The 26,945-nt window shown below is 55.9% G+C and carries 27 protein-coding genes; 14 read left to right on the top strand and 13 right to left on the bottom strand.

Translation table 11 applies throughout. The annotated features are described in order from the left end of the window. Window positions 1-10: 10 nt before the first annotated feature. Window positions 11-661: a TetR/AcrR family transcriptional regulator gene (locus ABNH10_RS01460; protein ID WP_349384429.1), complete on the bottom strand. Its 651-nt coding sequence runs from the start codon at window positions 659-661 to the stop codon at window positions 11-13. A gap of 190 nt (window positions 662-851) precedes the next feature. Here ABNH10_RS01460 and ABNH10_RS01455 point away from each other — a divergent pair, with 190 nt between their 5' ends. The 3 genes from ABNH10_RS01455 to ABNH10_RS01445 all read left to right on the top strand — a co-directional run bounded on the left by ABNH10_RS01455 (window position 852) and on the right by ABNH10_RS01445 (window position 5,362). Further along, window positions 852-1,709, top strand: coding sequence for a metal-dependent hydrolase (locus tag ABNH10_RS01455; protein ID WP_349384428.1), 858 nt, complete (start codon window positions 852-854; stop codon window positions 1,707-1,709). A gap of 177 nt (window positions 1,710-1,886) precedes the next feature. Beyond that, window positions 1,887-3,965, top strand: coding sequence for a TonB-dependent receptor family protein (locus tag ABNH10_RS01450; protein ID WP_349384427.1), 2,079 nt, complete (start codon window positions 1,887-1,889; stop codon window positions 3,963-3,965). Window positions 3,966-3,982: 17 nt separating this feature from the next. Beyond that, window positions 3,983-5,362 carry a PepSY-associated TM helix domain-containing protein gene (locus ABNH10_RS01445; protein WP_349384426.1) on the top strand — a complete coding sequence of 460 codons (1,380 nt, stop codon included), beginning with the start codon at window positions 3,983-3,985 and terminating at the stop codon, window positions 5,360-5,362. 18 nt (window positions 5,363-5,380) lie between these two features. Here ABNH10_RS01445 and ABNH10_RS01440 read toward each other — a convergent pair whose 3' ends face one another. From ABNH10_RS01440 to ABNH10_RS01430, 3 genes are all read right to left on the bottom strand, one after another. Beyond that, entirely contained in the window at window positions 5,381-5,617 is a 237-nt protein-coding gene (locus ABNH10_RS01440) for a DUF5062 family protein (RefSeq protein ID WP_349384425.1), read from the bottom strand. A gap of 470 nt (window positions 5,618-6,087) precedes the next feature. Next, window positions 6,088-6,789 carry a fumarylacetoacetate hydrolase family protein gene (locus ABNH10_RS01435; protein WP_349384424.1) on the bottom strand — a complete coding sequence of 234 codons (702 nt, stop codon included), beginning with the start codon at window positions 6,787-6,789 and terminating at the stop codon, window positions 6,088-6,090. Further along, entirely contained in the window at window positions 6,782-8,176 is a 1,395-nt protein-coding gene (locus ABNH10_RS01430; RefSeq protein WP_349384423.1) for a D-2-hydroxyglutarate dehydrogenase, read from the bottom strand. Before ABNH10_RS01430 ends, ABNH10_RS01435 begins: the two co-directional genes overlap by 8 nt. A 142-nt stretch (window positions 8,177-8,318) precedes the next feature. Here ABNH10_RS01430 and serA point away from each other — a divergent pair, with 142 nt between their 5' ends. The 5 genes from serA to ABNH10_RS01405 all read left to right on the top strand — a co-directional run bounded on the left by serA (window position 8,319) and on the right by ABNH10_RS01405 (window position 13,563). Next, window positions 8,319-9,548 (top strand): phosphoglycerate dehydrogenase, encoded by a 1,230-nt coding sequence (gene serA / locus ABNH10_RS01425; RefSeq protein ID WP_349384422.1) that lies wholly within the window; start codon window positions 8,319-8,321, stop codon window positions 9,546-9,548. A gap of 126 nt (window positions 9,549-9,674) precedes the next feature. Beyond that, entirely contained in the window at window positions 9,675-11,042 is a 1,368-nt protein-coding gene (locus ABNH10_RS01420; RefSeq protein WP_349384421.1) for a COG3014 family protein, read from the top strand. Then, window positions 11,039-11,437: a YcfL family putative periplasmic lipoprotein gene (locus ABNH10_RS01415; RefSeq protein WP_349384420.1), complete on the top strand. Its 399-nt coding sequence runs from the start codon at window positions 11,039-11,041 to the stop codon at window positions 11,435-11,437. Before ABNH10_RS01420 ends, ABNH10_RS01415 begins: the two co-directional genes overlap by 4 nt. A gap of 43 nt (window positions 11,438-11,480) precedes the next feature. Continuing rightward, a complete protein-coding gene (gene lpoB / locus ABNH10_RS01410; RefSeq protein WP_349384419.1) occupies window positions 11,481-12,071 on the top strand; it encodes a penicillin-binding protein activator LpoB in 591 nt (196 codons plus the stop codon). 199 nt (window positions 12,072-12,270) lie between these two features. Then, window positions 12,271-13,563, top strand: coding sequence for a CsgG/HfaB family protein (locus ABNH10_RS01405; protein ID WP_349384418.1), 1,293 nt, complete (start codon window positions 12,271-12,273; stop codon window positions 13,561-13,563). Window positions 13,564-13,765: 202 nt separating this feature from the next. On the opposite strand, the gene ABNH10_RS01400 is transcribed toward ABNH10_RS01405, so the two are convergent. The 3 genes from ABNH10_RS01400 to ABNH10_RS01390 form a co-directional block, all read right to left on the bottom strand. After that, on the bottom strand, window positions 13,766-14,998 hold the full coding sequence (locus ABNH10_RS01400; protein WP_349384417.1) for a PepSY-associated TM helix domain-containing protein: 1,233 nt from the start codon (window positions 14,996-14,998) through the stop codon (window positions 13,766-13,768). A gap of 79 nt (window positions 14,999-15,077) precedes the next feature. Then, window positions 15,078-15,449, bottom strand: coding sequence for an HPP family protein (locus tag ABNH10_RS01395; protein ID WP_349384678.1), 372 nt, complete (start codon window positions 15,447-15,449; stop codon window positions 15,078-15,080). Continuing rightward, entirely contained in the window at window positions 15,404-15,580 is a 177-nt protein-coding gene (locus tag ABNH10_RS01390) for a hypothetical protein (RefSeq protein ID WP_349384416.1), read from the bottom strand. The genes ABNH10_RS01395 and ABNH10_RS01390 overlap by 46 nt, the downstream gene beginning before the upstream one ends. Window positions 15,581-15,731: 151 nt before the next feature. On the opposite strand from ABNH10_RS01390, the gene ABNH10_RS01385 reads away from it, so the two are divergent. After that, a complete protein-coding gene (locus tag ABNH10_RS01385; protein WP_349384415.1) occupies window positions 15,732-17,495 on the top strand; it encodes a monovalent cation:proton antiporter-2 (CPA2) family protein in 1,764 nt (587 codons plus the stop codon). Between the two features lie 181 nt (window positions 17,496-17,676). Here the strand turns inward: ABNH10_RS01385 and ABNH10_RS01380 are convergent, their stop codons facing one another. From ABNH10_RS01380 to coaD, 4 genes are all read right to left on the bottom strand, one after another. Further along, window positions 17,677-18,096 carry an SRPBCC family protein gene (locus tag ABNH10_RS01380; protein ID WP_349384414.1) on the bottom strand — a complete coding sequence of 140 codons (420 nt, stop codon included), beginning with the start codon at window positions 18,094-18,096 and terminating at the stop codon, window positions 17,677-17,679. A gap of 626 nt (window positions 18,097-18,722) precedes the next feature. Continuing rightward, on the bottom strand, window positions 18,723-19,262 hold the full coding sequence (locus ABNH10_RS01375; protein WP_349384413.1) for a GNAT family N-acetyltransferase: 540 nt from the start codon (window positions 19,260-19,262) through the stop codon (window positions 18,723-18,725). 61 nt (window positions 19,263-19,323) lie between these two features. Then, window positions 19,324-21,009: a gamma-glutamyltransferase gene (gene ggt / locus ABNH10_RS01370; RefSeq protein ID WP_349384412.1), complete on the bottom strand. Its 1,686-nt coding sequence runs from the start codon at window positions 21,007-21,009 to the stop codon at window positions 19,324-19,326. A 233-nt stretch (window positions 21,010-21,242) separates the two neighbouring features. Continuing rightward, entirely contained in the window at window positions 21,243-21,734 is a 492-nt protein-coding gene (gene coaD, locus ABNH10_RS01365) for a pantetheine-phosphate adenylyltransferase (RefSeq protein WP_349384411.1), read from the bottom strand. Between the two features lie 454 nt (window positions 21,735-22,188). Here coaD and ABNH10_RS01360 point away from each other — a divergent pair, with 454 nt between their 5' ends. From ABNH10_RS01360 to ABNH10_RS01345, 4 genes are read left to right on the top strand one after another with little or no spacing between them, the layout of a single operon-like run. Continuing rightward, on the top strand, window positions 22,189-23,163 hold the full coding sequence (locus ABNH10_RS01360) for a hypothetical protein (protein ID WP_349384410.1): 975 nt from the start codon (window positions 22,189-22,191) through the stop codon (window positions 23,161-23,163). 2 nt (window positions 23,164-23,165) lie between these two features. Beyond that, complete coding sequence (locus tag ABNH10_RS01355; RefSeq protein WP_349384409.1) at window positions 23,166-23,714, top strand: GTP-binding protein; 549 nt, start codon at window positions 23,166-23,168, stop codon at window positions 23,712-23,714. Next, a complete protein-coding gene (locus tag ABNH10_RS01350; RefSeq protein ID WP_349384408.1) occupies window positions 23,711-24,121 on the top strand; it encodes a roadblock/LC7 domain-containing protein in 411 nt (136 codons plus the stop codon). The genes ABNH10_RS01355 and ABNH10_RS01350 overlap by 4 nt, the downstream gene beginning before the upstream one ends. Window positions 24,122-24,166: 45 nt before the next feature. Next, window positions 24,167-24,526 (top strand): hypothetical protein, encoded by a 360-nt coding sequence (locus tag ABNH10_RS01345; protein ID WP_349384407.1) that lies wholly within the window; start codon window positions 24,167-24,169, stop codon window positions 24,524-24,526. Here ABNH10_RS01345 and ABNH10_RS01340 read toward each other — a convergent pair. Beyond that, window positions 24,521-24,721 (bottom strand): hypothetical protein, encoded by a 201-nt coding sequence (locus ABNH10_RS01340; protein WP_349384406.1) that lies wholly within the window; start codon window positions 24,719-24,721, stop codon window positions 24,521-24,523. The two genes, ABNH10_RS01345 and ABNH10_RS01340, sit on opposite strands and share 6 nt — an antisense overlap. A 662-nt stretch (window positions 24,722-25,383) precedes the next feature. Between ABNH10_RS01340 and ABNH10_RS01335 the strand changes: the two genes are divergently transcribed. After that, window positions 25,384-25,578 carry a DUF4334 domain-containing protein gene (locus ABNH10_RS01335; RefSeq protein ID WP_349384405.1) on the top strand — a complete coding sequence of 65 codons (195 nt, stop codon included), beginning with the start codon at window positions 25,384-25,386 and terminating at the stop codon, window positions 25,576-25,578. Between the two features lie 371 nt (window positions 25,579-25,949). Here ABNH10_RS01335 and ABNH10_RS01330 read toward each other — a convergent pair whose 3' ends face one another. Further along, window positions 25,950-26,813 carry a PA4780 family RIO1-like protein kinase gene (locus ABNH10_RS01330; protein WP_349384404.1) on the bottom strand — a complete coding sequence of 288 codons (864 nt, stop codon included), beginning with the start codon at window positions 26,811-26,813 and terminating at the stop codon, window positions 25,950-25,952. Window positions 26,814-26,945: the final 132 nt, after the last annotated feature.

The following is a 26,945-nucleotide window of genomic DNA, read 5'->3' as shown; positions in this document are numbered from 1 at the left end:
GGGTGTGCCTTTATATTTTCCCTTCATCATCTTTTTGCATCGCCAGTGCTCCCCATCCCAGCAACAGGATAAACCGCTCAGCCTGTTCCTTGAGCTCCTCGCGCCGCTCGGGCTCTTCCAGGTACTCAAGGCCGATAAACGTCATTTGCCGGGTAACCGTGAGGGCAATTTCAGGGATCACTTTTTTATCCGTAATCGGTAGTGTCAGGTCGAAAGTGGGATCGCTGGCTAAATCACTGGCGATGCTATTGACCAGTTCCTGAGTGGCTTTGCGTAACAGTGGCGAGGAGCCGTGTATTTCACGGATGCCGGTTATATAAGCATTTTTATTGGCAGAAAAATGATCCAGCGTCAGCTCAACGGACGCGCGGACGGCCTGCTGTGCGCGTTTCACTGTTGTGCCCAGGTCCGCCGTTTGGCTTTGCGGAATTTCGCGCATGGGAACGCGCCAGCAATCACGCACCGAGGTTCGGAGTCCCGCGCCAAGCTGGTGAATCATGGTCAGGGCAAAGTCATCAAAATTTTCAAAATGACGGTAGAAGGTGTTGGGATTCAGCCCGGCAACGCGAGCGATCTCCCGTAACCCTAGCGATGCCAGGCTTCGCGTAGTGGACGCCAATATTAAGGCTGCCTGGATTAATCGATCCCGGCCGCCCCCCATCTTATTGTCTTGCCTCGGTTCATTCTTGTCATTCATGTCTATAGGTTACGGAGTTTTCGGGAAGGATTCCAAGCGCTTATAGGCGAGCCTTGGTTGACATGAGGTATACACCTGTCTACATTGCTGAATGTGTACAGATGTATACCAACGTCGTCAGCGTACTGACGACCCGACTGGAGGACGTTTCATCATGACCGCATCCGACGCGAACCGGACAGAACCCGGTACGATCTATATGCCCACCTTGCGCAATCTGCGTTTCAATCTCGACCCGGAAAAGATCGCCACTTGGAACAAGGACAGCATCCACCTTTCTCAATTCATGAATACGCTATCGATATTTTTCCCTGTAGGGGAGCGTTTCTTCATTGATAGCGTGCGCCACTACCGTGATACGGTTAGCGATAGTGAATTGAAAAAAGCGGTGTCTACTTTTATTGGCCAAGAAGCCATGCATGGCCGTGAGCATGACGAATATAACGGTGCTTTATTCGAGCGTATTCCCGCAACGCGAAGTATGGAAAACTTTGTGGCGCGGCTACTCAAACAAGTACAGAGACTACCGAAAAGTTGGCAACTGTCTGCAACTATTGCGCTTGAACACTTTACCGCCATTCTTGCTGATGCACTGCTCACCGAGCCGCGCATTCTGGAAGAGGCGGATGTGCGCTATTCGCGCTTGTGGCTCTGGCATGCCCTGGAAGAAACCGAGCATAAGGCTGTGGCCTATGATGTTTGGGTGGGTGTGATGGGGAAAGGCCCTTACGCTTATGTCTTGCGCACTGGAGGGTTGTTGGCCGCGTCTGTGATTTTCTGGTCGATAGCCATTCCTTTCTACCTTCGAGTTATCTTTCACGAAAAACAACTGACCAACATCAAGGGTTGGGGCAAGTTGTTCCAGTATACGTTTGGCGGGATCGGCGTCTTGCGCAAACTGGCGGCTCCTTGGCTGGATTATTTTCGCCCATCCTTTCACCCTTGGGACCATGACAACCGTGCTTTACTTGCCCAGATTGACACATTGGAAAAGGAAATAGAGGCAGCCTGACCCATCGCCTGACAGTTGGTATAGAAGGGCGCGCCTCCCCCTTTGCCTTCGGCATTCACCGACCTGCGACAAAATGCCGCATGTTTGTGGTGCGGCCGGTCCCATAGAATCCCCCGCCGATGCACTGCGCATTAAAGTCAATCATGAACCGGAGACGGTTCATTGGGGGAGTACGCCATGTTTCTCACCGCACGCCAGCTTTTTATTGCCTGTCTGGGCGTCTTCCTGCCACTAGTGACGTTTGCCGATGGCCAGGATGCGTATGTTCTGGATGCTGTGACGGTACAAGTTCGTCCTGATTCGGCAGCACAAACCAAAGTCGATCTTGAGCGCGAGCAGGCCCTCACGCCGGGTGGGGTGACGCTACTGGAAGCGGAAGACCTGACCGAGCGCAATGTGGTCAGTATCGGCGATATGTTGCGCTATGTGCCAGGGATGTGGACAGGCACCGGCTCCACCGGCGACGACACCTTTATTTCCAGCCGCGGCTCGAATCTAGATGCGGTTGCCTACGATGGTAATGGCGTTAAATTGATGGTCGACGGATTGCCGGTGACCGCAGCCGATGGCAACAACCACAACAGCTTTATCGACCCGCTGGCGGCCCGTTATGCGGTGATTGCCCGTGGCGCAAATGCGCTAACCTACGGGGCCAGCACCCTGGGTGGTGCGATTAACTTCATCAGCCCCACTGCGCGTAACACCGACAATCAGATTTACCTGAGTGGCGGTAGCCACGGCACGGTGCAAAGCCGAATTACTGCAGGCGGCGTTGAGGGGGATGTGGATGGCCTGGTCACCGTGGAGCAGCGCAGCTATGACGGTTTTCGCGGTCATCAGGAACAACAGCGTAGTAGCGTTTATGCCAACACCGGTTGGCAGATCAATGAAGTGGTGGAGAACCGGTTTTACTTCACCTATGTGGATAATGATCAGGAGCTTCCTGGCTCGCTGACACAGGCCCAGTTTGATGATGATCCCTATCAGGCCAACCCGAATAACATCCCCGGCAACTTCCTCAAAAACGTGGAAAGCTGGCGTGTCGCCAACCGTACCCAGTGGCAGCTGGATGACACCAGCCGCCTGGTGGTAGGTTTTTCCTTCGAGGATCAACACCTCTACCACCCTATTGTCGGGGGCGCCTCTCCAGGCTTCAGCCTGCTTATCGATAATGACCAGACCACCTTTGGCACCAACATTCGCTATGACAAGCAGCTGGGTAATCACGACTTACTGTTCGGCCTTAACTATGGCGAAACCCGGGTGAAAGGCGGTAACTACTCTCATTCTGGCGGTACTCGTGGTGCTCCTGATGTGCGAGTGGATAATAAGGCGGATAACCTGGAAGTGTTCGCCATGGATCGTTGGCATTTTGCCGATCGCTGGACGCTGGTTTACGGCGCTCAGGCGGTTACCGGCACCCGCGAAGTGGATAATGTGGCGGTTGCTTCAGGCGTGGAGCGCAATCCCAAAGATGACTATGAATCCATCAACCCGCGTGCAGGTTTGATTTATCAGGTGGCAGCGCGCAGTGAGTTGTTTGCCAATGTCAGCAAGCTTTACGAGGCGCCCACCTTATACGAATTGGAAGATGACGTTGACGCCAGCGATGAAACCCTGGACGCAATGCAGGGTGTGGTAGGAGAAATCGGTACCCGTGGTGTAGCGCCTCTGGGGCAAGCCAGCGAATGGAACTGGGAAGTGTCGGTTTACTATGCCCAGATTGAAAATGAAATCCTGTCCATGAATAACCCGTCGGCATCAGGCACCAGCCTGGCCCTGAATGTGGAGGATACCATTCACGCCGGGGTAGAAGCCCTGATCGGCGCCAGCTTTGCGTTGGGTAATGACGGCCAGCGTATTGAGCCGCTGCTAAGCATGACCTACAACGATTTCACCTTCGACAACGACCCGGAGTACGGCGATAACCAACTGCCGGTGGCGCCAACCTTTTTTATCAAGGGCGAAGTCATGTATCGCCATGGCAATGGTTTCTTTGCCGGTCCCACTTTTGACATTGTCGACGATCGCTACGGTGACTTCGCCAATAACAAGGATGTGGAAGGTTATGAGCTGCTGGGCTTGCGCACCGGCGTTACCCGCGATAGCTGGGAAGTCTATCTTGAAGGTCGCAACCTCACTGATGAAGTCTATGTCACCAATGTCAGCGTCAGTAACGACGAGACCATTAACCCGGTTCGCATTCAGGCCGGTGAGCCGCGCTCAGTTTATGCTGGCGTCCGTTTCGATTTTTAAATTAAAGAGTGTTTGAGATGACCCGCACATCACCTTCGCCGTCAGCGACCCGCCGTTTCTATGCGGCGGTATGGCGCTGGCATTTTATGATTGGCGTGCTGGTCATTCCTTTCCTGTTCCTGCTGGCGTTCAGTGGTTTGCTCATGTTGTTGAGCAAACCTCTGGATAGTGTTTTGAACGAATCGTTGTTGACGGTCAAAGCGGTCGATCAGCCGTTGCCTGCGACGGTGCTTCTGGAGGCCGTCGAGCAGCGCTATCCACACGCATCGGTGAAATTGTATTTGCCACCGGAGGAACAAGATCAATCCGCACGGTTTTCCCTGCAGCCCCATTCTCACGCGGGCCATGGTGGTCACCATGCTCCATCGACATTGGTGTATTTGAATCAATACACCGGTGAAGTCTTGGGTGACCAGGATCCGGCGGGGAGCCTGTATTCTCGTATCAAAACATTCCATGGCTCGCTTTTTATGGGCTCGCTGGGGGATGCATTTATAGAGATTGCCGCTGGCCTGGCGGTATTGATGATCGTCTCTGGCTTGTATCTGGCGTGGCCCAAGGGCGGCGAGCGCCCTCAGGCGACGGCCAAAAAAGCAGGCCAACGGGAATGCTGGCGCCGCGGGCACCTGAGTTTGGGTTGGCTGATTGCGGTGCCGCTGCTGTTTTTTCTGATCTCGGGTTTGGCCTGGACCAATATCTGGGGTGGCAAGATCGTACAGCCCTGGGGCTCGCTTCCCGGCACTACCTATAAAGTCCAGCAGGAAATCCAGGCACCGCAGGACATCCAGACGGTGACGGACCATGCCTCCATGAACGAACAAGGCCTGCATCGTGTGCCTTGGGCGGTGGAGCAAACTCCCATGCCTGAGTCCACCTCTGGGGATAACACCCTGCAGTTGGATGAGGTGGTGGCTTTGGCCGGTGACCTCGGTTTGGGGCATTTTCGGGTGCACTTCCCGCAAGGTGATAGCGGCGTGTGGACGGTGTCCGCTACCACCATTGCCGGTGATATCGATAACCCCGCTGGCGAACGCATTGTGCATCTGGACCAACACAATGGTCAGGTGCTGCAGGACATCCGCTTTGCGGACTACCCTGTTATGGGCAAGGCCATGGCTGCGTCAATTCCCTTACACCAGGGGGATTTGGGCCTGTGGAACTGGTTTCTCAATGTGTTGTTGGTGTGCCTGATCATGGCGCTGATTATTACCGGCGCCCTGTTGTGGTGGAAACGCCAGACCCGCCGCGCCCCACCCAAGGCAGAAACCGCCCCGGCTCGGGCCGTGGGCTTGATCATGCTGCTTGTGGCTCTTGCCTTCCCGCTGTCTGCTGCTGCCATGCTCGGGATTATTCTGCTGGACGAAGTGCTTACTGCGCGTAAGGCCCGGAGGTCATAGCACGTCGTTATCGTTCCGTTACTGTTGCTTGGAGGCCCAGATAGCAAGCTTGTGTTGAATCGCTGGCTGTGACACCTGGTCCTCTGGCAACGGCTGGATGATCTTGTCATGGACCAGCAGGCGATAAATATAAAGCAGTTTTTCGGACGCGGAATCGGTTGCTTCAAATTCTACCACGCCGCGCTTCTCTGCGTAGGCGACCCCTATCTGTATGGCTTTCTTGACCAGCTCTTTCTCGTTTTTCAGTTTCTTCATGGGGCTCTCCGTTACCGCTAGCTCGACTTGCAGCTTGGCACAAAGCGGCCCGGGGCATAAGTGCGGGTGTAAGCGTTAGCCGGCGTGATGGATATGACAGAGGTAATGCCAATCATGATTGGCCCCCGTTATTTGGCTGTGATTACCGGTGGGCAGCGCCGCTGGAGCTGGAGGCGCGAACTGGCCTGTGAGCCGAATATACCGAATAATCGGCTCACAATATGATCCAGTAAAGCGGGATATTTGGCTCAAGGATATCTGGGAGCAGGCCTGCTGGCCCAATTCCTGTGGGATTACAGTGCCACATTGTTGATCCTTCATCCTTGAATAGGTTTTAGGTTATATAGGTTAAAGCCTATAGTTAATCTGGAAATGATACCGGATGGCCTTGGGGGCTTGAGTTGTGGGGGGGGAGATTCGCGGTCGAACGACCGCTCCCACTGTCGTGGCAGTGAGAGCCGGGTTGGCGATCAGGCGACGGAGCCGAAGACCTGAATGATGTTGCCCAGCCTTGCCGTGAACTTGTCGCCGCTGTTCAGCGGGCCGACGCCGGCGGGGGTGCCGGTGAAGACTACGTCACCGGGTTCCAGAGTAAAGGTCTGGCTGATTTCTGACAGTAATTCAAAGGTGGGGAATAGCATGTCCGCGGTGCTGCCGTCTTGACGAATTTTTTCATTAATTTCTAAAGAAAGATTCAGATCCTGGCGCACGGAGATGCCGCGGGCATCGATAAAGCCGGATACCGGGGCGGCGCCGTCGAAGGCTTTGGCGCGCTCCCAGGGGTGTCCTTTTTCTTTCAGTTGGTTCTGCACTTCGCGCAGGGTCAGATCCAGGCCGATGCCATAGGCGGCAACGCTGAAGCGCACGTGGTCCAGGCGGGTTTCCTTGCGGATGCGTTTGCCGATCAGCACGACCATTTCCACTTCGTGGTGCACTGGCCCCTGCCCTTCGGGCAACACCAGCGGTTCGTGCAGGCTGGTCAATGCGGTGGCGGGTTTCATAAATAAAAGCGGGGATTCCGGTACGTCATTGCCCAGCTCTTTGGCGTGGTCCGCATAGTTGCGGCCCACACAAACCACTTTGCCCACGGGCATGTTCATGGCAGAGCCGTCGATCCAGCGATGTTGGTAACCGTCCGGGTCTACCTGGACTTCGTTGATCTCATCAAACATCGAACAATTTTCCCGGGTTCATCACATTATTGGGGTCGAATACCTGCTTCACCGCTTTCATGCAGGCGATTTCTTCCGGGCTGCGGGAGTATTCCAGATAGGGTTTCTTGGTCATGCCCACGCCGTGTTCGGCGGAAATGGAGCCGTTGTATTTTTGCACGATCTCGAACACCCACTTGGAGACGTTGTTGCACTTGGCGAAGAAGTCTTCCTTGGCCAGGGCTGCTGGTTTGAGGATGTTCAGGTGCATGTTGCCGTCGCCGATGTGGCCGAACCAGACAATTTCGAAATCCGGGTAGGCGTCTTGCACCACGGTGTCTATGTCTTCGACAAAGTCCGGCACTTTGGAGACGGTAACGGAGATGTCGTTCTTGTAGGGGGTGTGCGGGGCGATGGACTCGGAGATGCGTTCGCGCAGCTGCCACAGTTGATCCAGCTGCTGTAGCGATTGGCTCATGACGCCGTCCAGTACCCAGCCCTCTTCCACACAGCGTTCAAAAATGGCCATGGCCTGATCGCCGATTTGCTCAGACAACTGCTCGAATTCCAGCAGGCAGTAGAACGGGCATTCGGTATCGAAAGGCTTGGCGACACCGTGTTCCAGCACGTGGGCCATGGCCTTGTCGGAGAAGAACTCGAAGGCGGTGAGGTCGATGTCCTGCTGGAAGGCATGGAGGATTTTCATTACTTCCCGGAAGCCTGGCGCGCCCAGTACCAGGGCGGTCAGGTCTTTGGGCTCGCGGGCCAGTTTTACTGTGGCTTCTACCACAAAGCCCAGGGTGCCTTCAGAGCCGATAAACAGGTGGCGGAAGTCATAGCCGGTGGCGTTCTTGATCAGGCCCTTGTTCAGGTCCAGTAGTTCACCCTTGCCGGTGACCACTTTCAGGCCGGTGATCCAATCGCGGGTCATGCCGTAGCGAATCACCTTGATGCCACCGGCGTTGGTTCCGATGTTGCCGCCGATCTGGCTGGAGCCGGCGGAGGCAAAATCCACCGGATAGAACAGACATTTCTGTTCGGCGAATTCCTGCAGCTGCTGGGTAATGACGCCGGGCTGCACGGTGACGGCGCGGTCGAATTCATTGAAATCGAGGATTGTATTCATACGATCAAAGGCCACGACCAGCTCATTGTTGGCGGCGACTGCGCCAGCGGACAGGCCGGTGCGCCCCCCGGATGGCACCAGGTGCAAACCATGCTCGTTGGCGATTTCGACGATCTGTTGCACTTCCTCGGTGGTTTCCGGCAGTGCCACGGCACAGGGGGTCGGCGCCCATACCTTGGTCCAGTCGACCCCGTAACGTTCGGCGCTTTCCTGGTCGGTGAGGCAGCGATTGCCAAGCAAATCAGTTAGTTGCTCTAAGGCAGCATGGGCAAGGGCAGTCATCAACGGGTCTCCTGAACGGGTTTAACCGGGGGGCTGAAACGGGTTCACGCTGACTTGAGCAGAAGTACAGCGTGGGTTGCTCTCAATTTGAGCGCGCTATGTTAACATACGCGCCCATTTCACAGGCTACCGAGACAGAATCATGGCCGATACTTCTCTTGAGAAGGATAAGATCCGCGTTCTCCTGCTCGAGGGCATCCACGAAAACGCCGTGGAGAACCTGAAAGCGAATGGTTACTCCAATGTGGAGCTGCTGCCCACCGCGCTCACCGGGGATGACCTGACTGCCAAAATCAAGGATGCCCATTTTGTTGGCATCCGCTCCCGTACCCAGCTCACCGAAGAGGTGTTTCAGGCAGCGGAAAAACTGATTGGCGTTGGGTGCTTCTGTATCGGCACTAACCAGGTAGACCTGAAGGCGGCCCTGAAGCGTGGTATCCCGGTTTTCAACGCGCCTTACTCCAACACCCGCTCGGTGGCGGAGTTAGTGATTGCTCACACCATCAACATGATGCGCGGCATTCCGGCAAAGAGTGCGGCTGCCCACCGTGGCGGCTGGCTGAAGTCTGCCAAGGACAGTTACGAGATCCGTGGCAAGACCCTGGGTATCGTGGGTTACGGTAACATTGGCGCGCAAGTGAGCGTGCTGGCGGAATCCATGGGCATGAGAGTAAAGTTCTACGACGTGGTGCCTAAACTACCGCTGGGTAACGCCGCACAGGTGGCTACTCTCAGCGATCTGCTGGCTCAGTCTGATGTGGTGAGCTTGCACGTGCCGGACACCGCTGATACCCGCTGGATGATTCAGGAAGAGCAGATCCGTGCGATCAAGCCCAAGGGCTACCTGATCAACTATGCGCGCGGTAAAGTGGTCGACATCGACGCACTGGCGGCGGCCCTGAAAGACGGCCATCTGTTGGGCGCGGCCATCGATGTGTTCCCGGAAGAGCCGAAAGGTAACGATGACGAGTTCATCAGCCCGCTGCGCGAATTCGATAACGTGATCCTGACCCCGCACATTGGTGGGTCTACCAAGGAAGCCCAGGTCAACATCGGTACGGAAGTGTCCGAAAAGCTGATCCGTTATTCCGACAACGGCGCTACCTTGGGTGCGGTGAATTTTCCGGAAGTGGCTCTGCCCCCGCATCCAGATATGCACCGCCTGCTTCACACCCACAAGAACGTGCCCGGGGTGCTGACCCAGATCAACACGGTTTTCTCTGAAAATGGCATCAACATCTGTGGCCAGTACCTGCAAACCAACGAAGAGATTGGTTATGTGGTCATTGATGTGGATAAGGGCTACAGCCAACTGGCGCTGGAAAAGCTACGCACTATCGACGGCACCATCCGTACCCGGGTGCTGTTCTAGGGTATAAAGCTTGCGGCATACATGCGTCGGCATATTGTGCCGGCGATATGTGAACTGCTCGACAAAAAGCCGGAGTCAGGCTAACTTGCCTGCTTCGGCTTTTTTCTTGGGGCGTACACTAAGATCATGAATTTCTTCAGGAAGGGGTGCCTGTCGGTGGCGTTGCTGGCAACGCTAAGTGGGTGTGCCACGAACTCTCTGTTCGTGTCCTACCCCAGCCAGGCACAAAAATGGAAAGCCTCATTGGGGAATGAGGCTGCCAGTGCGGGGGCCACACAAAAGTTGGAGCAAGCCACGGCCAGGGGCGATGGCGTGCTGTATCTTCAGGAGCTAGGCCGGGTCGCGCAGCTCAATGGCGAGGGGGAGGCCAGCCGTAATGCCTTTGCCGATGCGGTGTCCAAGTACGATGCTGAAGACGCCAGCGCGAAAATCCAGGTGTCTTCGCTGGCCGCCAGCGGCACCTCTCTGCTCACCAACGATAACGCCCGCCCCTATGTGGCGCCGGATTACGAACGCATTTTCACCCGTGCCTATCAGGCCATGAATTATTGGGCAGAAAACGACGTCACCGGCACCGCTGTGGAATTGCGGGCGGCGGCACTGGAGCAGCGGGTGTCGGCCAGCAAACGAGAAAAGGAAATCGCTAAGGCCGAGGAAGAGGCGGAAAAGAACGAAGTGGACGTGTCCCAGTTGGATGGCTACTTCGAGGGTATCGATGCGGTAGCCGGTGACGTTAAAGCCAGCTTCCAGAATGCCTGGACCTTCTATCTGTCTGCCTTGTTCTGGGAAGCGCATGGTGAATACAACGATGCCTTGGTCGATTACAAGAAAGCGCTGGAGATCCATCCCGGCATCGATATGATCAAGCAAGACGTGGAGCGGGTGTCGAACCCAGGGGCTCGGCGCGGCAGCGATGAGGGCATGGTGGCAGTGCTCTACGAGCAGGGCTTTGTGCAGCCCCGGGAAGCGTTTTCGCTGCCGATTCCCACCGTCCATGGCGTGTTTTCCGTAGCGTTCCCCACCTACGCCATCAGTAGCAAGCCACGCCCGGATAGCCTGCGAGTGCTCGACAACGCCAGCCAGCCGCTGGGTGAAACGGTGGTGCTGGCGGACGTGGGCGGTTTGGCGGCGAAGGATCTGAAAGAGCGCATGCCCGGCATGCTGGTGCGCCAGACCCTGCGGGCCACGGCCAAATACAATATGCAAAAACAGGCCAATGATAACTTTGGTCTGTTAGGCTCATTGAGTACCCAGATCTATAATCTGGTCAGTGAGCAGGCCGACCTGCGTAGTTGGTTAATGTTGCCAGCCTATGCTCAGGCCACCCGGTTTCACCTGCCCCAGGGCGAGCACACACTGGTGCTCAGTACTACGGCAGGCAACAGAACGCTGACGGTTCCGGTGGTACGCCGTGGCCTCACCGTGATTCATGCAGTGGCCGTTCCCGGTCAGTTGATTACTCGCGTGTTACCCGTTCAGGAGGGAGCCTTATGACATTCTTACGCCCGATATTAGCGATACTGGTCGCGTTGATGCTGGCGGCATGTTCCGCCAACAATAGAGGCCAGATGGAAGTCACCGAAAATGGTGAGGTCGTCACCAAGGTGTATTCCAGCAACAGTTTGCTGTCCAGCCGGATTTCCGTGGAAGACCTGCGGCAGAAACGCGCCGGTGATCTGCTACAGGTTCAGGCGGTGCTGGAGAATGACTGGAAATTCCAGCTCGATTTCCAATACAAGTTCAAATGGTTTGATGCCGACGGTTTCGAACTGGAGCCAGAAGCCCAGCCTTGGCGGCAGGTGGTGATGGCCGGTCGCAGCCAGAACAGTGTGCAGGGGGTGGCCCCCAACCCGTCTGCCGTGCGCTTCGAAATCTGGGTGCAGGAATAACGGTCAGCCCAGCTGACGTAACAAGGAATAAGGAGAAATAAGAATGGTACGTTTATTTTCAATGATGATGCTCGGCGCTGCACTGGCGCTATCGGGTTGTTCCACTGTGGATTATGGCGATGCCCAGGGCCGTGAAACCGTGAATACCGATTTCGGTTCCACTGACCTTCAGATGATTGCCAGCAAGATGGTGGATGACATGCTGGTGTTCCCACCCATCGTGCAGATGACCCAGAGCCGTCGTCCGGTGGTCTTTGTCGATCGCATCAAGAACAAGACCACCGAGCACGTGGACACGGAATCCATCACAGATACCATCCAGTCCAAGCTGATCAATTCCGGTAAATTCCGTTTTGCTGACATGACGGTGGTTAATCGTGTACGCGAACAGTTGGATTACCAGAGCGACTCCGGCCTGGTGGATCAGAGCACTGCCGCGGCCATGGGCCGTCAAATCGGCGCTGAGTTCATGATGTACGGTAATTTCTCCTCTATCGTGAAGCGTGATGGCAGCACCAAAGATGTGTACTACAAGTTCACCCTGAAGTTGCTCAACATCCAGACCGGCATCATCGAGTGGGCCAACGAGAAAGAAATCCGCAAGACCAAATCCAAAAGCCTGTTCGGCCTGTAAAGCGACGGTATTTGCGGTGGCAAATGACTACGGCAACCGGCGCCGGGGTTTACCGAGGTGGTTGGAGGCAGGGAAGCCTGCTTCCGTTATCGGGGGTGCGCGCGGACGGCGTGATTGATACGCTCTGTTCCCGGTTCACGTCGGCCTTATTCGTGATATAAGTGGTGGAGCGGTTGCCGCTACTGGCAAGGAGATCTTCATGATCAAACGTCTTTTCTCTCCCTTTTTTCTTATCCTGCTGCTGTGTTCGTCTTTCAGCTATGCGATGACCGAAACCGTTTCCGTGTCAGCGCGGGGGTATGGCGATAACCCGGAGCAAGCCATGACCAATGCCCTGGTCGCGGCTGTGCGTCAGGGAGGTGGTGTGACCCTGGCGGTGGATCCTGATTTCCGCACAAATGTGTATGAATGGGTGATCAACCAAAAGGGAGATGTGTCTACTTGGCAGGGCAAAGAGACGTCGGTGCCGGAGCCGCAGTTGCCCACGCTGGGTAACATAAAAACCTACCAGGTCCAGGCAGTGAAACAGGTAAATGACGGCATCTGGCAGGCGCAGGTCCAAGCGGAGATTCTGCGGCCCAAGTCTATCGGGCCCGATCGCTCTCACTTGCCTGGCATTGCCATAGCCACCTTTGATAGCGCCAAAAGCAGCTATGATCTCGGTGATATCAAGGTGTCGGCCAGCCAGGTGCAGCATCAGCTTCAGGATAACCTGACAATGGCGTTTTCCCAGTCCGGTCGCTACCGGGTGCTGGACCGGACCTACCTTGCGGATATTGATGAAGAGTTGGGCGTGGTGGCCCAAGGCAGCATCGCCCCGGAAGAAATGGCACGGCTGGGTCAGCGCAAGGGCGCGGACCTGCTGTTGGTGGGCACCATCGAAGACTTCCAGATTGGCGACAGCGCGCAAGCGTTCTACGGCGCCAAGATGGGTGGTTACGCCCCTTATGTGCGGGTCCGCTATCGCCTTATCGACACCACTACCACGGAAATTCTGTGGAGTGATCTTTATGAGTGGGACAAGTCAGAAGCGGTGATCCGTGAGATTGCCCGCCAGTTCAACATCGACGACCGCAATCATCCGGAGCGCCTGGCCAACCAGATCTACCCGGAAATTGCCCGCGCCATCGCCGGTGATGCCACTGACGTGCTTTATCCGGTGCAGGTAATTAAAGTTGATGGTGAGGCGGTATTTCTCAGCCAGGGGCAAGGGCGTTTGGAAAAAGGCAGCATCATGAAGGTGTATCGCCCTGCCGGGGAAATGAAAGACCCGGATACCGGTATGACCATCAAGCTGGAAGGCGAAGCCTTGGCCACCCTTAAGGTGAGCGATGTACGCACCGACTACGGCATTGCTCGAGTGGAAGGTGAAGCGAGCACTTTGCAAGTAGGTGACCGGGTACGCCCGGACAAGCAGGCCCAACGTTCGTCGGCGTCACCCGCGGGCCAGGCTGCGACTCCGGGATCCTCGGCCGCTCCCCTCAAGTGGTAAACACAACCCCCGCAAACGCGGGGGTTTTTGTTTGGGTGAACAGACCCCTATTTTTCGTGGGCGCTCCTCCCCAGGAGCGAACCGCAGCGCGGGAGTGAGTGGAACCCTCGGCAGCAACGTAAAAGCGGCTGTCCGGCCTCTGGAGTGACACGCCTGCCGCAACGCTCAAGACACGGTTGTCGCCGCCCTCGCTGCTGTCTATTTACGGCTGTTTACGACGTTTGCTCGCTACCCTCGCCTTTCTTTTCTTCCACCAGATTACCAGCCCGGTGATGGAGAGCATGGCGACCGCAATGCCCATGATCGAGACGATAATGCGCCCAGGCAGACCGACGATGCGACCAGAATGCAGGGGGAACTGTAGTTGGCTGAAGACATCCGCGACGGTGCCTTCCCAGGGCTCTTCTTCACCAATCAGAGCCGCACTGTGGCCATCGTAATAGAGACTCTTCACATTCATCCCGCCGCTATCGTGGTCTTCCCCCGGGTAGTAGAAGCGCACCCCGAAGACCGCAAAATTATCGCTGTAGAAGGTGTCACCAATGGGCTCGTCCCAGCCGCGATTGTCCGCGTGCGTTCGAGCCTTTTGGAACAATGCAGGCCAGCTAACCTGGGGTTCTACGGGATCATGTAATGCGGTGGGCGTGCGCGTTTCAAACGGCCCGGGGGTAGTTTCGGATACTATGGACATGACCGGGTAAAAGATTTCCCGGTACAGGTTTAAGGAGAATGAGGTGAAGGCTAGCATCAACAGTAAACCGAAGGTCCACAGGCCGACGGCCCGGTGCAGGTCGAAATTCAGTTTGTAGGCGCCCGCGCCGCGGCGAATCATCCAGGCGGGTTTCCAGCGTTGCAGCCAGCTCTTGCCCGCCGGTTTCTGGGTGCGGCGTTTGCGCGGCAGAGTCAGCGCCATGGCGATAAACGTGTCGAATAACCAGACCATGGCGGCGGCACCCATCAACCAGATGCCCCAGCGGTTGATGCCGTTCCATTCCGGCAGGTGCAGGGTGAAGTGCAGCTTGTACAGAAACGACATCAGGTGTTCCGGGTGCAGGGAGATTTTCCCCCATTCGCGTTTGCCGACGATTTCGCCAGTAACCGGATCTACGAAGGCATGGTCGTAACCCAGTTCGTAGCGCCGCCCGGTGTCCGGGTTTACTTTGGCATCCACCCAGATTTCGGCGTTATGGCCCGGCTCTGCTTCCAGGGCAAAGAAGCTGGCCCGGACTCGCGGGTCCGCGTTTTCCACATGACGGACCAGTTCCAGCATGGGCAGTGGCTCGCCTTGGCTCTGGCTTGTAAAAAGATGCGGGTTGAGCCATTCATCCAATTCGTGATCCCAAGAAATCACGGCTCCGGTCAAGCCGGCAATAATCAGGAAAACGGCAATGAAAAGACCGAACCAGCGGTGAAGTAGAACCAGAAATGCGCGCATGCAGAATCCAACCGGGCTGACAATGTCGCGCAGCCTAGCATAAAAGGGAATCATTCTCATTGTGTCGGGGCGCGGGGTACTAGGTGTCCGGTTGAGGGGTTTTCCACAATGGGTAAGGAATGCCGGCAAGCCGGTTGATCACGAAAGCCTGACCAACCAGTAATGCCACGGCGCTAAGCAACACCGGCAGTTGTTGCAGCTCATGCATTAGCCCCAGCGACACTATCAGTGCGGTGGCGCCGGCCGGGGGGTGAGCCACCCGAAACAGGATCATCAATGCACTGGCCATGCCCAATGACAGCCCTGCCGCCACCACCCGGGGCCATTCTACTCCGGTAATGAAGGCGGCTGGCGCATCCTGCAGCCCGCATACCCATAAAGATGTCCAGCCACACAGTGCGCCGATCAGATGGCCGCACAGCACATTGCGCGGGGACGCGGCCTCCGCCAGGGGAAGATGGAATAGCAGAAAGGCGCTAGCACCACACGGGGGTTAAAGCGCTCGCTCATGGCTTCCAGATGCAGCTGCCGTAACACGCCTCCCACCAGTTGCTGGCGGAGCTGATCGCTTTGCTTACTCATGGTGCGCACTAATCCAGGGCAGAAAAAGAGCGCGCATACTAAGGGTTTGCTACTCCTTGGGCAATTATGGTGCAAAAAATACGCTGTATGTTTTTAACAACGTGAATAAACGAAATCCGCTAGCATTAGCCAAGACAAAAAGGAGATCGGTGTGGACGGATTTTTCTCACAGGCGCTGGTGTTGCTGGGGGCGACACTGGTGTTGTTGCCATTGTTCCAACGGCTGGGGCTGGGCAGCATTCTGGGTTATTTGGCGGCGGGTATTGCCGTGGGGCCGTTGGGGTTTGGGCTGGTCAGTGGCGGTAACGATGTACTGCACTTTGCCGAGCTGGGGGTGGTGTTAATGCTGTTTTTGGTGGGGCTGGAGCTGGCCCCGCAGCAACTATGGGCGCAGCGCCGACGGCTGGTGGGGCTGGGGGCTAGCCAAATGGTGTTCAGTGCCTTGCTATTAACCGGCGGTTTTTATTTGCTGGGCTTCAATAGCCATCAAAGCATGGCGATCGGAGCCACCCTAGCGTTGTCCTCCACGGCGTTTGTCGTGCAGATGTTGGTGGAAACCAACCAGCTGGGCACCTCTCAGGGGCGATCAGCCTTTTCCATTCTGTTATTTCAGGATCTGGCTGTGATCCCGATTCTGCTACTGTTGCCGTTACTGGCCGGGGCTCAGGCGGGGGAAGATAGCCCCCAGTTGTTGGCAGGCCTCGTTGCGCTGGCGGCGATGGTATTAGCGGGCAAGTATGCGTTGAACCCGTGGCTCGGCTGGCAGGCCAAGCTGCGTAACCGGGAGCTGATGACCGCCAGTGCGCTGATGTTGGTGTTGGGTTCCGCGGCGTTAATGGAATACTTGGGGCTGTCCATGGGGCTGGGGGCTTTTGTGGCGGGTGTACTGCTGGCCAATTCGCCGTATCGGGAGCAGCTGGAAACCGATATCCAGCCATTCAAGGGGCTGCTGCTCGGGCTGTTTTTCCTGGCCATCGGCATGACCATGGATTTGCGTCTGCTGCTGGACCATTCCGGCAACATCGCGTTGTTTTTGGTTTTGTTGCTGGGTTTAAAGGGGCTGGTGCTGGTGGTCATTAGCCGACTGCGTGGAGCGCAATGGCGCAGTACCGTCATGTTCGGCATTCTGCTTAGCCAGGGTGGTGAGTTTGCCTTTGTGCTGCTGACTCAGGCCCAGACGTTGAATTTACTCGACAGCGCCGTGGCCGGGCAGCTGAATCTGGTGGTGGCGTTGTCCATGGCCTGTACCCCGTTGTTGCTGAAACTGGTGACGCTCTTGTGGCCTAAAACGGATGGCAAGGCTCCGCGCAAGGATCTGGAAGAAGAAGCTATGCCCAACCACCAGCCCCAGGTGGTGATTGCTGGGCTCGGTCGCTTCGGGCAGATTACTGCCCGGATTCTGGTGGGGCGCCAGATCCCCTTCACTGCGCTGGATTCGGACCCTGACGAAATCGATTTGCTGCGTCGTTACGGTAATGAGGTGTACTTCGGTGATGTGACCCGGCTTGATCTGCTGCACAACGCCGGGCTGGGACAGGCCAAGGTGCTGGTGCTGGCTGTGGATGATGTGGACGCTTCTTTGAAAGCCGCCGAGCTAGTGCGCGACCATTTTCCCAATGTGACCATCGTGGCTCGTGCCCGTGACCGCTATCACGCTTACAAGCTGCATGCTCTGGGGGTGGAACAAGTGATTCGAGAAAGCTTTGAATCCGCCCTGCTGAGCGCGCGCCTGACGCTAATGCAGCTAGGGGTACCGGAGTCCACGGCCATTGACTTAGTGCGCAGTTTCCGAGAGTTGGACGAGCACCTGTTACTGGAACAGATTGAACATCGCGCGGATATGGAGATGTTGGTGGAAACCAATGCGAAAGGTCGGGCGGAGCTACAATCGTTATTGTCGGAAGGGAAGAGCTAACAAATAGGGCGGCTTTTTGGGTTAAAAGTAACGGATTGACGGGTGGGGACGGGAGGCACCACAGGAAGCAACACTCCGTGGGCCGGCTTAGCCGCGATGGCGTAACCCGACCACTCACTGTCGGATTACGCTTTTTTAGGCTCTCAGAGAGGCGTTGGGTAAACCCACCCTGCGCGAGCCATTACAGTTTTAGTTTGTTCAGACCGCGACCGATAGCCTGTGCCAGGCCGACTTTGATGATGGGGCCGAGCAGCGGAACTTTGCTTTCAAATTCGATGGTGTAGTCCAGCTGGCTGCCACCATTGGCTGTTTCCGAAAAACGCATGACACCCCTATGGTGTTTCAGCGGGCTGCCCTTGGTGATGCTGTACTCGATACACTCGTTAGGAACCACCTTGGTGACCGTTTCTTCGAACGGTGGTGCGATCAGAATCTGCATTTTGCGGGTAGAGCCCACCCCGTTGGGGCTGTCCTGCCCGTCTTTAATACGTTTGATCTTGGCCGGGGCGAAAATCAGTTCCAGATTTTCGTGCACGCTGAGAAAGTTGAACAGCTTGTCCACGGAAAACGGAAAGGTTTTGGAAATCTCGATGCGTTGCATGGTGGTTGCTCCCACTGCGGCCCGGCAAGCCGCCGGGAAAGATTCACACTGCCAAGCAAGGCAGTAAACAGGATGTCGATTCTGACGGTTGCCAAGTTGCCCGCAAGGTTAAATTGGGCCATAGCGTAGCCGATGGCCGCCCATCAGGTTGAGAGGCGGCATGAACCCCGCGCCTATCAGCCGTTAGAGCCCTTCTGCCAGTCAGCGGAAAGGCAGGCACGGTGTCCGGAAAGTAGCCTAACGCATGCCTCCGATGGTTGACCATCCCCCCTGCGGGGCGCCCAGGAAATACTGTGGCCAGGGCAGTATGTGTAGCCCGGTTGCTGGCCAGCCATGGCGTTTCCGGCAAGCGGTAATGAAGACTCGCCACCGCCGGCCAGAACCCTGCAAGAACCGCAGCGCAGGCGGAGGCCGGGAAACGCCCATCTTGAGCCCCCGCCATGGAGGCCTGAATCAACGGAAGAGCGGTATTGAGCAGAGATCGCATAAAGGCGATCTTGTCAGACTGTAACTCGTCAGGTGGTAAGTTAGGCGGTAAAGAGTACCAGCGGATCTTTTGCTGCATAAGGCCCGGACACGGGCCAGTGCGCAAAGACGCCGTGTGTGGCCATTGTCGGCGGCCGAATTTATGGCCGATAGTCGGATTCGAGTAACGCGTAGAGCGCCTGATCTACGAACCGGTCGTAAAGCCATTCGGCTTGTCTGAGCGTTCCTTCGTACACAAAACCCAATCGTTCCGGCAGGGCTCGACTTCGCCTGTTGTTCAGCGCACTGCGGATCTCGATCCGGTTGAGTGCATATTCTGTGAAACCGATATTGAGGAGTTGCCTGACAGCACTTGTCGCGATGCCCTGACCTGTGTGGGCCTGCGCGAGCCAGTACCCGATGGATCCTGTGTGATGGGGCTGGTTGATATTATTGAACCCGGTGACGCCACAAACCCTCCCCAAATGAATAATGGCAAAGGTATGGGCCTCACCGGTGGCGGCCATTTTTTCAGCGGTTTCAATGAAGTGTCTTGTGTCGTCGACCGTTAACACCTCATCCAGCCAAGGCAACCATTCGCGCAGGAAATTTCGATTACTGTTAGTGAGTGCAAACAGATCGTTAGCAAAGCCCTGATCCAGGGGGTGTAGGGCGACGTTAGCTCCCACGCGAACCTCCATTTGAGGGCACATTTGAGGGCAGAAAAGCCTGTTGGCCCGGGATTAAGTTAACGTTTTGCCTCTACTCTTTGGATTGAGCCTTGGATGGATCTGGGGCTCGAACCTCGGCGCTACCGATCCCCCGCGGGTCGCTGGCGGCGGTGACCTTGCCACTGTCTTGGCGCCACAGTATGGCCTGCATGTTGCCGTAGTCACGGCCAATGGAAACCACCTTGTGCCCCCTGCGTACCAAGTCTTTGGCGGCTTGGCTGCCGATGAATGCCGGCTCCGCCTGCACTTCGTCGGGCAGGTATTGATGGTGGTAGCGCACTGCGTTGACCCAGTCTTCCACTGGTTTGTTGTTGCTGGCTTCCAGCACGGCCAGCATTACCATGGAAATGATGCGGCTGCCGCCGGGGGTGCCGAGAATGGCGATGCGGTCGTCGAACTCCACGAAGGTGGGGGTCATGGATGACAGGGGGCGCTTGCCGGGGGCAATGGCGTTGGCCTGGCTGCCGACCAGGCCATAGGCATTGGGGCTGCCGGGTTTGGCGGAGAAGTCGTCCATTTCGTTATTGAGAAGAACGCCGGTGCCGGGGGCCACAAAGCCGCTACCGAATGGCAGGTTAATGCTTAGCGTAGCGGCCACTCGATTGCCGTCTTTATCCAGTACCGAAAAATGGGTGGTATGAAAGCCTTCTTCTACGCCGACGGGCTCGCCCAGGCTGCTGCTGGCAGTGGCCTTGTCGAGAGTAATACTGCTGGCGCGTTGCTTGGCGTAGCCTATGCTCAACAGCTTATCCACAGGTATATCCACAAAGTCCGGGTCGCCAAGATACCGTGCCCTGTCCTGATAGGCGCGGCGCATGGCCTCGATGGCCAGGTGCGGGGTTATTTCTGCGGTGTTGCCGTCGTTGAGTTGGCTGAGAATATTGAGCGCTTCGCCCATAACGATGCCGCCAGACGACGGTGGTGGGGCTGAGATTACCCGGCCCCCGCGGAACTGGCTGACGGTGGGGGTGCGCTCTACAACCTTATAGTTAGCAAGATCGTCCAGTGTCCAGATACCGCCAGCTTGTTGCACTCCGTCTACCAGCTGTTTGGCCACTTCGCCCTGATAAAAGCCCGCGTTTCCCTTTTCAGCGAGGGCTCTGAGTACCTGGGCAAGATCTGCTTGTTTGATCAGGTGGTTGTCGGGCGGCACCTTGCCGTTGTGCAGGAAGATCGCGGCGGCTTCCGGGAAGCGGTTAAGCACGTCTTCCCGGTAACCTGCCAATTTGCGGTAATGGTCCTCTACATGGAAGCCGCGTTCGGCCAAAGCAATGGCGGGTGCCAGGGTAGAAGTGAGCGGCAACGTACCGTAATTGTCCGCGAGATGGACGAAGGCGGCGGCTTGGCCGGGAATGCCGGCAGCGCTGGGGCCGTTTACCGCCCAGTCGCGCATCACCTTACCTTCTTTGTTTTGGTACATGGTGGCGGTGGCCGCTCCGGGAGCCGTTTCGCGGGCATCTACAAAGGTTTGCGAGCCTTCCTGCTCCCGGTGTAGCAGCCAGAAGCCACCGCCACCCATGCCAGCAGAATAGGGTTCGACCACGGCCAAGGTGGCGGCCACCGCTACTGCCGCATCAAAGGCATTGCCCCCCTGCTCCAGAATATCCAGCCCAGCCTGAGTTGCCAGTGGATGGGCACTGGCAACCGCATTCTTGCCTGGCACGGCGGCCTGGGCGGTAACGGTAATCAGCAGCAGGAGTGAAAGCAGGTGGCGCATGGGGGGTTCCTCCGTGGGTGCAGGTATTTCCTGGCAGAAGCGCTTCAACTGCCTCTGCGCAGGAGGTTTCCTGCGTTGTTTTAGCGTCGCAACAAGCTACAACACGGCCATGGTGGGTGATGTGACTTTACGCCCTGCTCGCACCGCAACACTCGGGCGCGGCTATATTCTCTTTCCAGAGCATCGTGCAGGGGGCGCGTTTGAGCTTGCTGTTTCAAGCTTATCGCTATGTGCTATTTCTGCCGCGCTTTGCGCTTCTCTTCCAGCGCCTCGGCCACGATTGGCGGTACAAAATTGTTCACGTCGCCGTCCAGTAGCGCGATTTCGCGGATCAGGGAGCTGGAAATAAAAGACAGATGCTCCGCTGGCGTAAGGAACACCGTCTCCAGTTCGGGGGCTAAGTGGCGGTTCATATTGGCCAGCTGGAACTCGTATTCAAAGTCACTCACCGCCCGCAGTCCCCGCAGCAGTACGTTGCCGCCTTCTTCCCTGCAGAAATGGGCCAGCAGCCCGGAAAAGCCGGTAACTTTTACGTTCGGTAGGTGCGAGAGCACCCGTTGGGTCAGCTCCACGCGTTCTTCCAGCGTGAACAGCGGGCCCTTTTTTTCACTGGCCGCGATACCCACCACGACCTCATCAAACATTTTGGCGGCCCGTTCCACTAAGTCCAGGTGGCCGTTGGTGATCGGGTCGAAGGTGCCGGGATAAATTACGCGGTTGGTCATGCTTGGCTCGCTCTGTCGCGGTAGAAACCGTACCCGGGTAAGGCCCCGAATACCCACTGTGCCGCAAGCATACCCGAAGCGATAGCAGAGTTGCAGGTGTACGCAGCCGTGTTAGTGGGATGGGTCGATGCTGCGCGCTCTGCGGTACAGGGGCTGAGCGTATGAAAATGACTGCTTCATGTAAGCATTTTCTTACATGAAGTGTGGGTAAAATCCTAAAGATAACTGCTTGATTTCTAATCATATCCGAACGGTTTAATTATTTTTACAGCTTCGTCCTTATTAATCGCCCGCTTGTCGTCATCTGTTTGCTGGCGGAAATCTCAGAGGACTAATTTGGACATGTGTCGCATTACTTGATGACCGGGCGTAGCACCGCAAGCCGCTACCCAAAAGAGGACGCATTATCTGCGATGTTCAAGGATAAATGCTGATTTCATGGATTGTATGAGCGATGAAAAATCAACGGCTAGGCTTTGTAGGATTGGGTCATGACACGGCCAGTGCCTGCCTGTCCATGTTGAAAATCATGGAGGGGCGGTCTGCAGTGAGTTGGTGCCTTAGTGAACCTGACAGCGCAGATGTGCTGATGATTTCCTGCGATCAAACACCAGAAACGCAACGCTGGGACGACAGCAAAAAACCGCGCATTGTTGTGTATCACTGCAACCAGCGGAAACCGATTTCCCGTTTTACTTTGCAACATCCTTTTCGGGTTATGCAGCTGCTTTCTGTGCTGGACGAAGTAGGCAGTATTTTGCCTAGTGAGTGCGCCTCGGTTTCGCAGCCTGCCGCGCCTGTGTCGCCTACGGTTTCTCATGGCGCGGAGACTGAAGTTTCCCCTTTCTGGTCATCACTGCATGAAGCAGTAAACGGGAATGGGCCTGATCCCGCAGGGTTGTTGGTGGCGTTATCCGCGCAGGGCCCTCTGTATTTCAAGCCGGCTTCGCAACGTTTCTATGCAAGCAAAGCCCTGTTCCGACAATTGGCGGCATCCTCGGTGGCACTGGGGCCATTAAAGATAACTACAGATGTCCTCCCGGAAGACGCGGTGGCCTGCCCGCTGTTCTCTCTGTGCTGGATGGTATCCCGTTATGACGCAACTCAACTGGCGCCTTGGATGAGTGCCGAGGGGGTCTTTCACCTCAAGCGTTGGCCCAGTTTTGGCACTTTGGAAAAAAGCCGGACGCACTTGTCGTTATGCGCGTTGATGACCAAGCGGCCGTTGACGCGGGAGCAACTCCAGCAAATTTCACAATGCAGCGAGGAAGAGCTCGACCGCTTTATAAATGCGTGTGAAATGAGTGGTCTGATGGTGTTTGAAGAAGCCGCCCAGGCCCCCTTGGCGGTGGAAAACACTGAGGAAGGGAAAAAACGTTTTGGTGGCCTGATCAAAGGGTTACGAAGTCGGTTAGGGCTGAGTGCTTAGCAATGACAAATGATGAATTCAAAATTCTGTTTACCGGGCCCATGGGTGCGGGAAAAACCACAGCGATTTCCGCGTTAAGCGATCAGGAGTGTATCTCCACGGATGTGCTGAATACGGATATTGATCAGTGCGACAAGGCGATGACCACGGCCGCACTGGATTACGGTTTTATCGATATTCCCGGTGGTGGCGTGCGGTTGTATGGCACTCCGGGCCAGGAGCGTTTTCGCTTTATGTGGCCCATTCTTGCCAATAATGCTGCTGGCGTAATTGTGCTGCTGAATGGTGAGCACCCGGATCTGGATACACATCTATCCGTGTTCGTCGATGCCTTTTGGGAGCAAGGCGCAATGCCAATGGTGATCGGTGTGGGTCGGTTGGCCAGTGAGGATTTTGACGTTATTGAGCGTATTACAGATATCTTGCTGGAGCGTCATATATCTCCGCCTATCTTTTCTGTGGATGTCAGAGAAAAAGATGACGTTTTACTTCTGGTAGAAGCATTGCTTTGCCAGATTGAAGTTAACGAAATGGGAATGATGCAAGCATGAAAGTAGCCTCTCCGCTGGGTAAAACGGAAACGGCCGTTGCTCAGAAAGAACTGGAAAATTTCCAGGACAATACCAAAGGTGTTACTTCCGCCGTATTGCTAAGCACAGACGGATTTGAAGTGGCCTCGTTACAAGTTAATAAAGAAAGCGCCAGTCGACTTGCTGCCATGGGCAGCTCACTGGCAGCGATAAGTTCTGCTATTGCGAAAGAGGCGGGCATATCAGAATGCAGCCGTTTGATCGTCGAGTCTGATGAAGGCGTTGTTGCAGTGATGAAAATTCCAAATCTAAAGCCGCCACTGGCTCTTGCGGTGGTAGCCAGCGATGCCTCTATGTTGGGGCAACTTCTTTGGGGCGCGAAGAATTGTTGCTTCGTACTTGAAGAGAAACTCAAAAAATCAATTTGATCCGTTATATTTCGGGAAAAACCTAAGTGTTGAAGGAGATTTACCGTGGCGAATATCAAAGAAAGTATGGATGCGCTTCTGCAGTCTGATGGTGCCATGTGTACCGCTATTGTTGATGCTAATAGTGGCATGGTTCTGGGGCAGTCCGGAACGGGATTAGATCTGGAGTTGGCGGCAGCGGGCAATACGGAGGTGGTTCGTGCTAAATTGAAAACAATGAAGTCTCTGGGGCTCAATGAAAAGATTGAAGATATCTTGATTACCTTGGAGTCTCAGTATCACATCATCCGTCCTGTGGATTCGAAAGAGGGTTTGTTCGTTTATCTCGTATTGGATAAGGGGAAGTCGAATCTGGCGTTGGCTCGCCGTAACTGTCAGGACGTGGAATCTACTCTGTCGTTATAATTTTTCATCCCGCCATGCCTCAGGGTTGGCGGGATTTTCTTTCCTCTCCGTCTTTTCTTTTTCACGCCCATTGGCCACACAGCTGTCTTGCAATTGCAGCTGAAACGGGCTGATGAATTCTGCTGAGCATGGAAGAAGTTTTCCATAGACTTCCTTGGGTTCTGTATATTTCTGGCGGTAATGCCGGGTGCTCACTTTAATGACCTTTTCATTTTGGCTATAGCAATCTGATACCGCTTGTTTGAGGATTGTCTGGCGATTACCCGTCCAGGGCCAGCAACGTCAGCGAGGCTACGTTAGCGGTGGCCGCCATGCGGATGATCTCAGTGGGGTGGCTCGCCACGATTAACATAAGCCAACTCGCCCGAGCCCCGAGCCCCGAGCGCTAGGCGCCCGCGGGCTGGATTAGGGTGCACGCTGCAGAGAGTTGGCGTCCTGTTCACTGGCGCCCATTGATGCTGGAGGGATTGGCCAAATCAATGTCTTCCAGCATATACCCATTGAATAACCACAAGGCGGCACTATTGCTGGCGGGGCCGTTCCACCTGGGTCAGGTTGTTGTGCAAGGATAGGTGTGGCGGGTGGCCCCTCATTGTCGAAGTGCTGGGGTCGGTAGTGCCGGATTTCATGCCGGCCCGTAGAAAGGGGATGGGTTCGAAATCCGCCATCTTTTGGATGGGGCGCTGGAGCTTTGTTATTGGCAGCGCAAGTCCTCCGAGAGCGAAGAATATGCGCATACCGTTGGTATTCGAATGCCTAACCTCGGGGAACCGTTGTTGGTCATGCTGGGAACGGTGCTGATCGTTTCCATGCCGTTTCTGAAATCGACGCTTGCTGGCCACATGTTTCAGTGAGCATTGCCATTGCTATCTGACGGCAAGTCCGCCGAGCGTTTGCGACCCATCACCTACCGGGGCGTGGCCACGGCGACCATGGTGTATGACAACCTGCTAATTAATGAGGTGCTTCGTAAGGTAGGTGAAACACGCATGTTTGGCATCATGGACCTGAAAAGCATGAAACCGCCTTTTTCTTTGCGCTGGCCGAGCTGATAGCTGCGTATTGTAGCCGTATCCCTCGTTGATTTATCTGCTCATGGCACCGGCGGGGTCTCTCGGCGGTGACCGTTCGGAGGTGATTTCAGGAGGCGTGAAAATTTCATTGAGGGTTCGTTTCCGTGACATGGAGATTGCCCTGTGAGTTTAGGTGAGGGTGTTGCTGATGAGGTTGTCACTGGCCTCCGCGCAGCCGGCGGGTTATCTCGGAGAACGGAGCAATGATGGCCAGACGTTGGGTCTTCATGACGGGCGAGACACTGAGGCTGATGTGCCCCGGGTTCCCCGGCAATGGCATGCTGTATTAGCCGATGGGGGATCGTAACAGGAAACCTGGGCGGCGGCCGAAACGGTAAGTTCAGAGGCGTTCAGTAATCGCTGCCCTCTGAACTGTCGTTTAGCCGCTCGCGGCGTTCTTGCTCTTCCTCGAAGACGGCTTTGATTTCTGCTAATACATCATCTACATCGGCAATGTGATCATCATCGTCCATCTGGCCGGTGAGTTCGCTGTCTGGCTCCAGTTCACCGCTTTCATATAAGGCCCAAATTTCTTGGCCGTAGCGGCTGCCGCGCAATGACGGTGCGTATTGGCCGTAGTAACGGGTCATGTTATCCACATCCCGATACAGCATGGCCTCGGCGTTGTTGTTGGCGGCGGCATCCACGGCCTGGGGTAGGTCAATGATCACCGGGCCATAATCGTCCACGAGGACATTGAATTCTGACAGGTCACCGTGAATGATGCCGGCGCAGAGCATGCGAACCACGTATCGCATCATTAGGGCGTGGTCTTCTTCGGCTTGCTCGGCGGACATCACAACTTCGCTGAGCCTTGGAGCGACGTCGCCTTCGTCGTCGGTGACCAGCTCCATTAATAGCACACCTTCGAGCATGTCGTAGGGTTTGGGCACGCGAACGCCGGCCTGGGCGAGTAATCGCAGGGCATCCACTTCGGCGCTTTGCCAGACCTTTTCCTGCTGCTCGCGGCCGAACTTGGAGCCTTTTTCCATGGCACGGCTGCGGCGGCTGTTGCGCACCTTGCGCCCTTCCCGGTACTGGGCAGCTTTTTTGAAGTTACGCTTGGCGGCTTCCTTGTAGACTTTCGCGCAGCGGATCTCTTGGCCACAGCGAACCACAAAAATATCGGCTTCCTTGCCACTCATCAGACGGCTAATGACCTCATCGACGAGTCCGTCATCGACCAGGGGCTGTAAACGTTGTGGGGTTTTCATGCCGCACTTATACCTCATTTGGCGCTTGGCTTCGCCTGCTTCCTGAGGTTTTGACAGGGAAAATGAGGAAAAAGCCGCACAGAGGCGGTAAGGAAGCCCCCTGCTGCGTAGGGGATCTACACAGCAGGGAGA

Origin of the sequence: Alcanivorax sp. (assembly GCF_040119285.1) — a bacterium.
In the GTDB taxonomy this organism is placed as follows: Bacteria; Pseudomonadota; Gammaproteobacteria; order Pseudomonadales; family Alcanivoracaceae; genus Alcanivorax.
This window is presented reverse-complemented; position numbering and strand designations above follow the sequence as displayed.

Bases quoted from the DNA above. Each gene is read 5' to 3' on its own strand.
- ABNH10_RS01460 (WP_349384429.1), bottom strand. From the start codon at position 661: ATGGGGGGCGGCCGGGATCGATTAATCCAGGCAGCCTTAATATTGGCG.
- ABNH10_RS01455 (WP_349384428.1), top strand. From the start codon at position 852: ATGACCGCATCCGACGCGAACCGGACAGAACCCGGTACGATCTATATG.
- ABNH10_RS01450 (WP_349384427.1), top strand. From the start codon at position 1,887: ATGTTTCTCACCGCACGCCAGCTTTTTATTGCCTGTCTGGGCGTCTTC.
- ABNH10_RS01445 (WP_349384426.1), top strand. From the start codon at position 3,983: ATGACCCGCACATCACCTTCGCCGTCAGCGACCCGCCGTTTCTATGCG.
- ABNH10_RS01440 (WP_349384425.1), bottom strand. From the start codon at position 5,617: ATGAAGAAACTGAAAAACGAGAAAGAGCTGGTCAAGAAAGCCATACAG.
- ABNH10_RS01435 (WP_349384424.1), bottom strand. From the start codon at position 6,789: ATGTTTGATGAGATCAACGAAGTCCAGGTAGACCCGGACGGTTACCAA.
- ABNH10_RS01430 (WP_349384423.1), bottom strand. From the start codon at position 8,176: ATGACTGCCCTTGCCCATGCTGCCTTAGAGCAACTAACTGATTTGCTT.
- serA (WP_349384422.1), top strand. From the start codon at position 8,319: ATGGCCGATACTTCTCTTGAGAAGGATAAGATCCGCGTTCTCCTGCTC.
- ABNH10_RS01420 (WP_349384421.1), top strand. From the start codon at position 9,675: ATGAATTTCTTCAGGAAGGGGTGCCTGTCGGTGGCGTTGCTGGCAACG.
- ABNH10_RS01415 (WP_349384420.1), top strand. From the start codon at position 11,039: ATGACATTCTTACGCCCGATATTAGCGATACTGGTCGCGTTGATGCTG.
- lpoB (WP_349384419.1), top strand. From the start codon at position 11,481: ATGGTACGTTTATTTTCAATGATGATGCTCGGCGCTGCACTGGCGCTA.
- ABNH10_RS01405 (WP_349384418.1), top strand. From the start codon at position 12,271: ATGATCAAACGTCTTTTCTCTCCCTTTTTTCTTATCCTGCTGCTGTGT.
- ABNH10_RS01400 (WP_349384417.1), bottom strand. From the start codon at position 14,998: ATGCGCGCATTTCTGGTTCTACTTCACCGCTGGTTCGGTCTTTTCATT.
- ABNH10_RS01390 (WP_349384416.1), bottom strand. From the start codon at position 15,580: ATGAGTAAGCAAAGCGATCAGCTCCGCCAGCAACTGGTGGGAGGCGTG.
- ABNH10_RS01380 (WP_349384414.1), bottom strand. From the start codon at position 18,096: ATGCAACGCATCGAGATTTCCAAAACCTTTCCGTTTTCCGTGGACAAG.
- ABNH10_RS01375 (WP_349384413.1), bottom strand. From the start codon at position 19,262: ATGGAGGTTCGCGTGGGAGCTAACGTCGCCCTACACCCCCTGGATCAG.
- ggt (WP_349384412.1), bottom strand. From the start codon at position 21,009: ATGCGCCACCTGCTTTCACTCCTGCTGCTGATTACCGTTACCGCCCAG.
- coaD (WP_349384411.1), bottom strand. From the start codon at position 21,734: ATGACCAACCGCGTAATTTATCCCGGCACCTTCGACCCGATCACCAAC.
- ABNH10_RS01360 (WP_349384410.1), top strand. From the start codon at position 22,189: ATGAAAAATCAACGGCTAGGCTTTGTAGGATTGGGTCATGACACGGCC.
- ABNH10_RS01355 (WP_349384409.1), top strand. From the start codon at position 23,166: ATGACAAATGATGAATTCAAAATTCTGTTTACCGGGCCCATGGGTGCG.
- ABNH10_RS01350 (WP_349384408.1), top strand. From the start codon at position 23,711: ATGAAAGTAGCCTCTCCGCTGGGTAAAACGGAAACGGCCGTTGCTCAG.
- ABNH10_RS01330 (WP_349384404.1), bottom strand. From the start codon at position 26,813: ATGAAAACCCCACAACGTTTACAGCCCCTGGTCGATGACGGACTCGTC.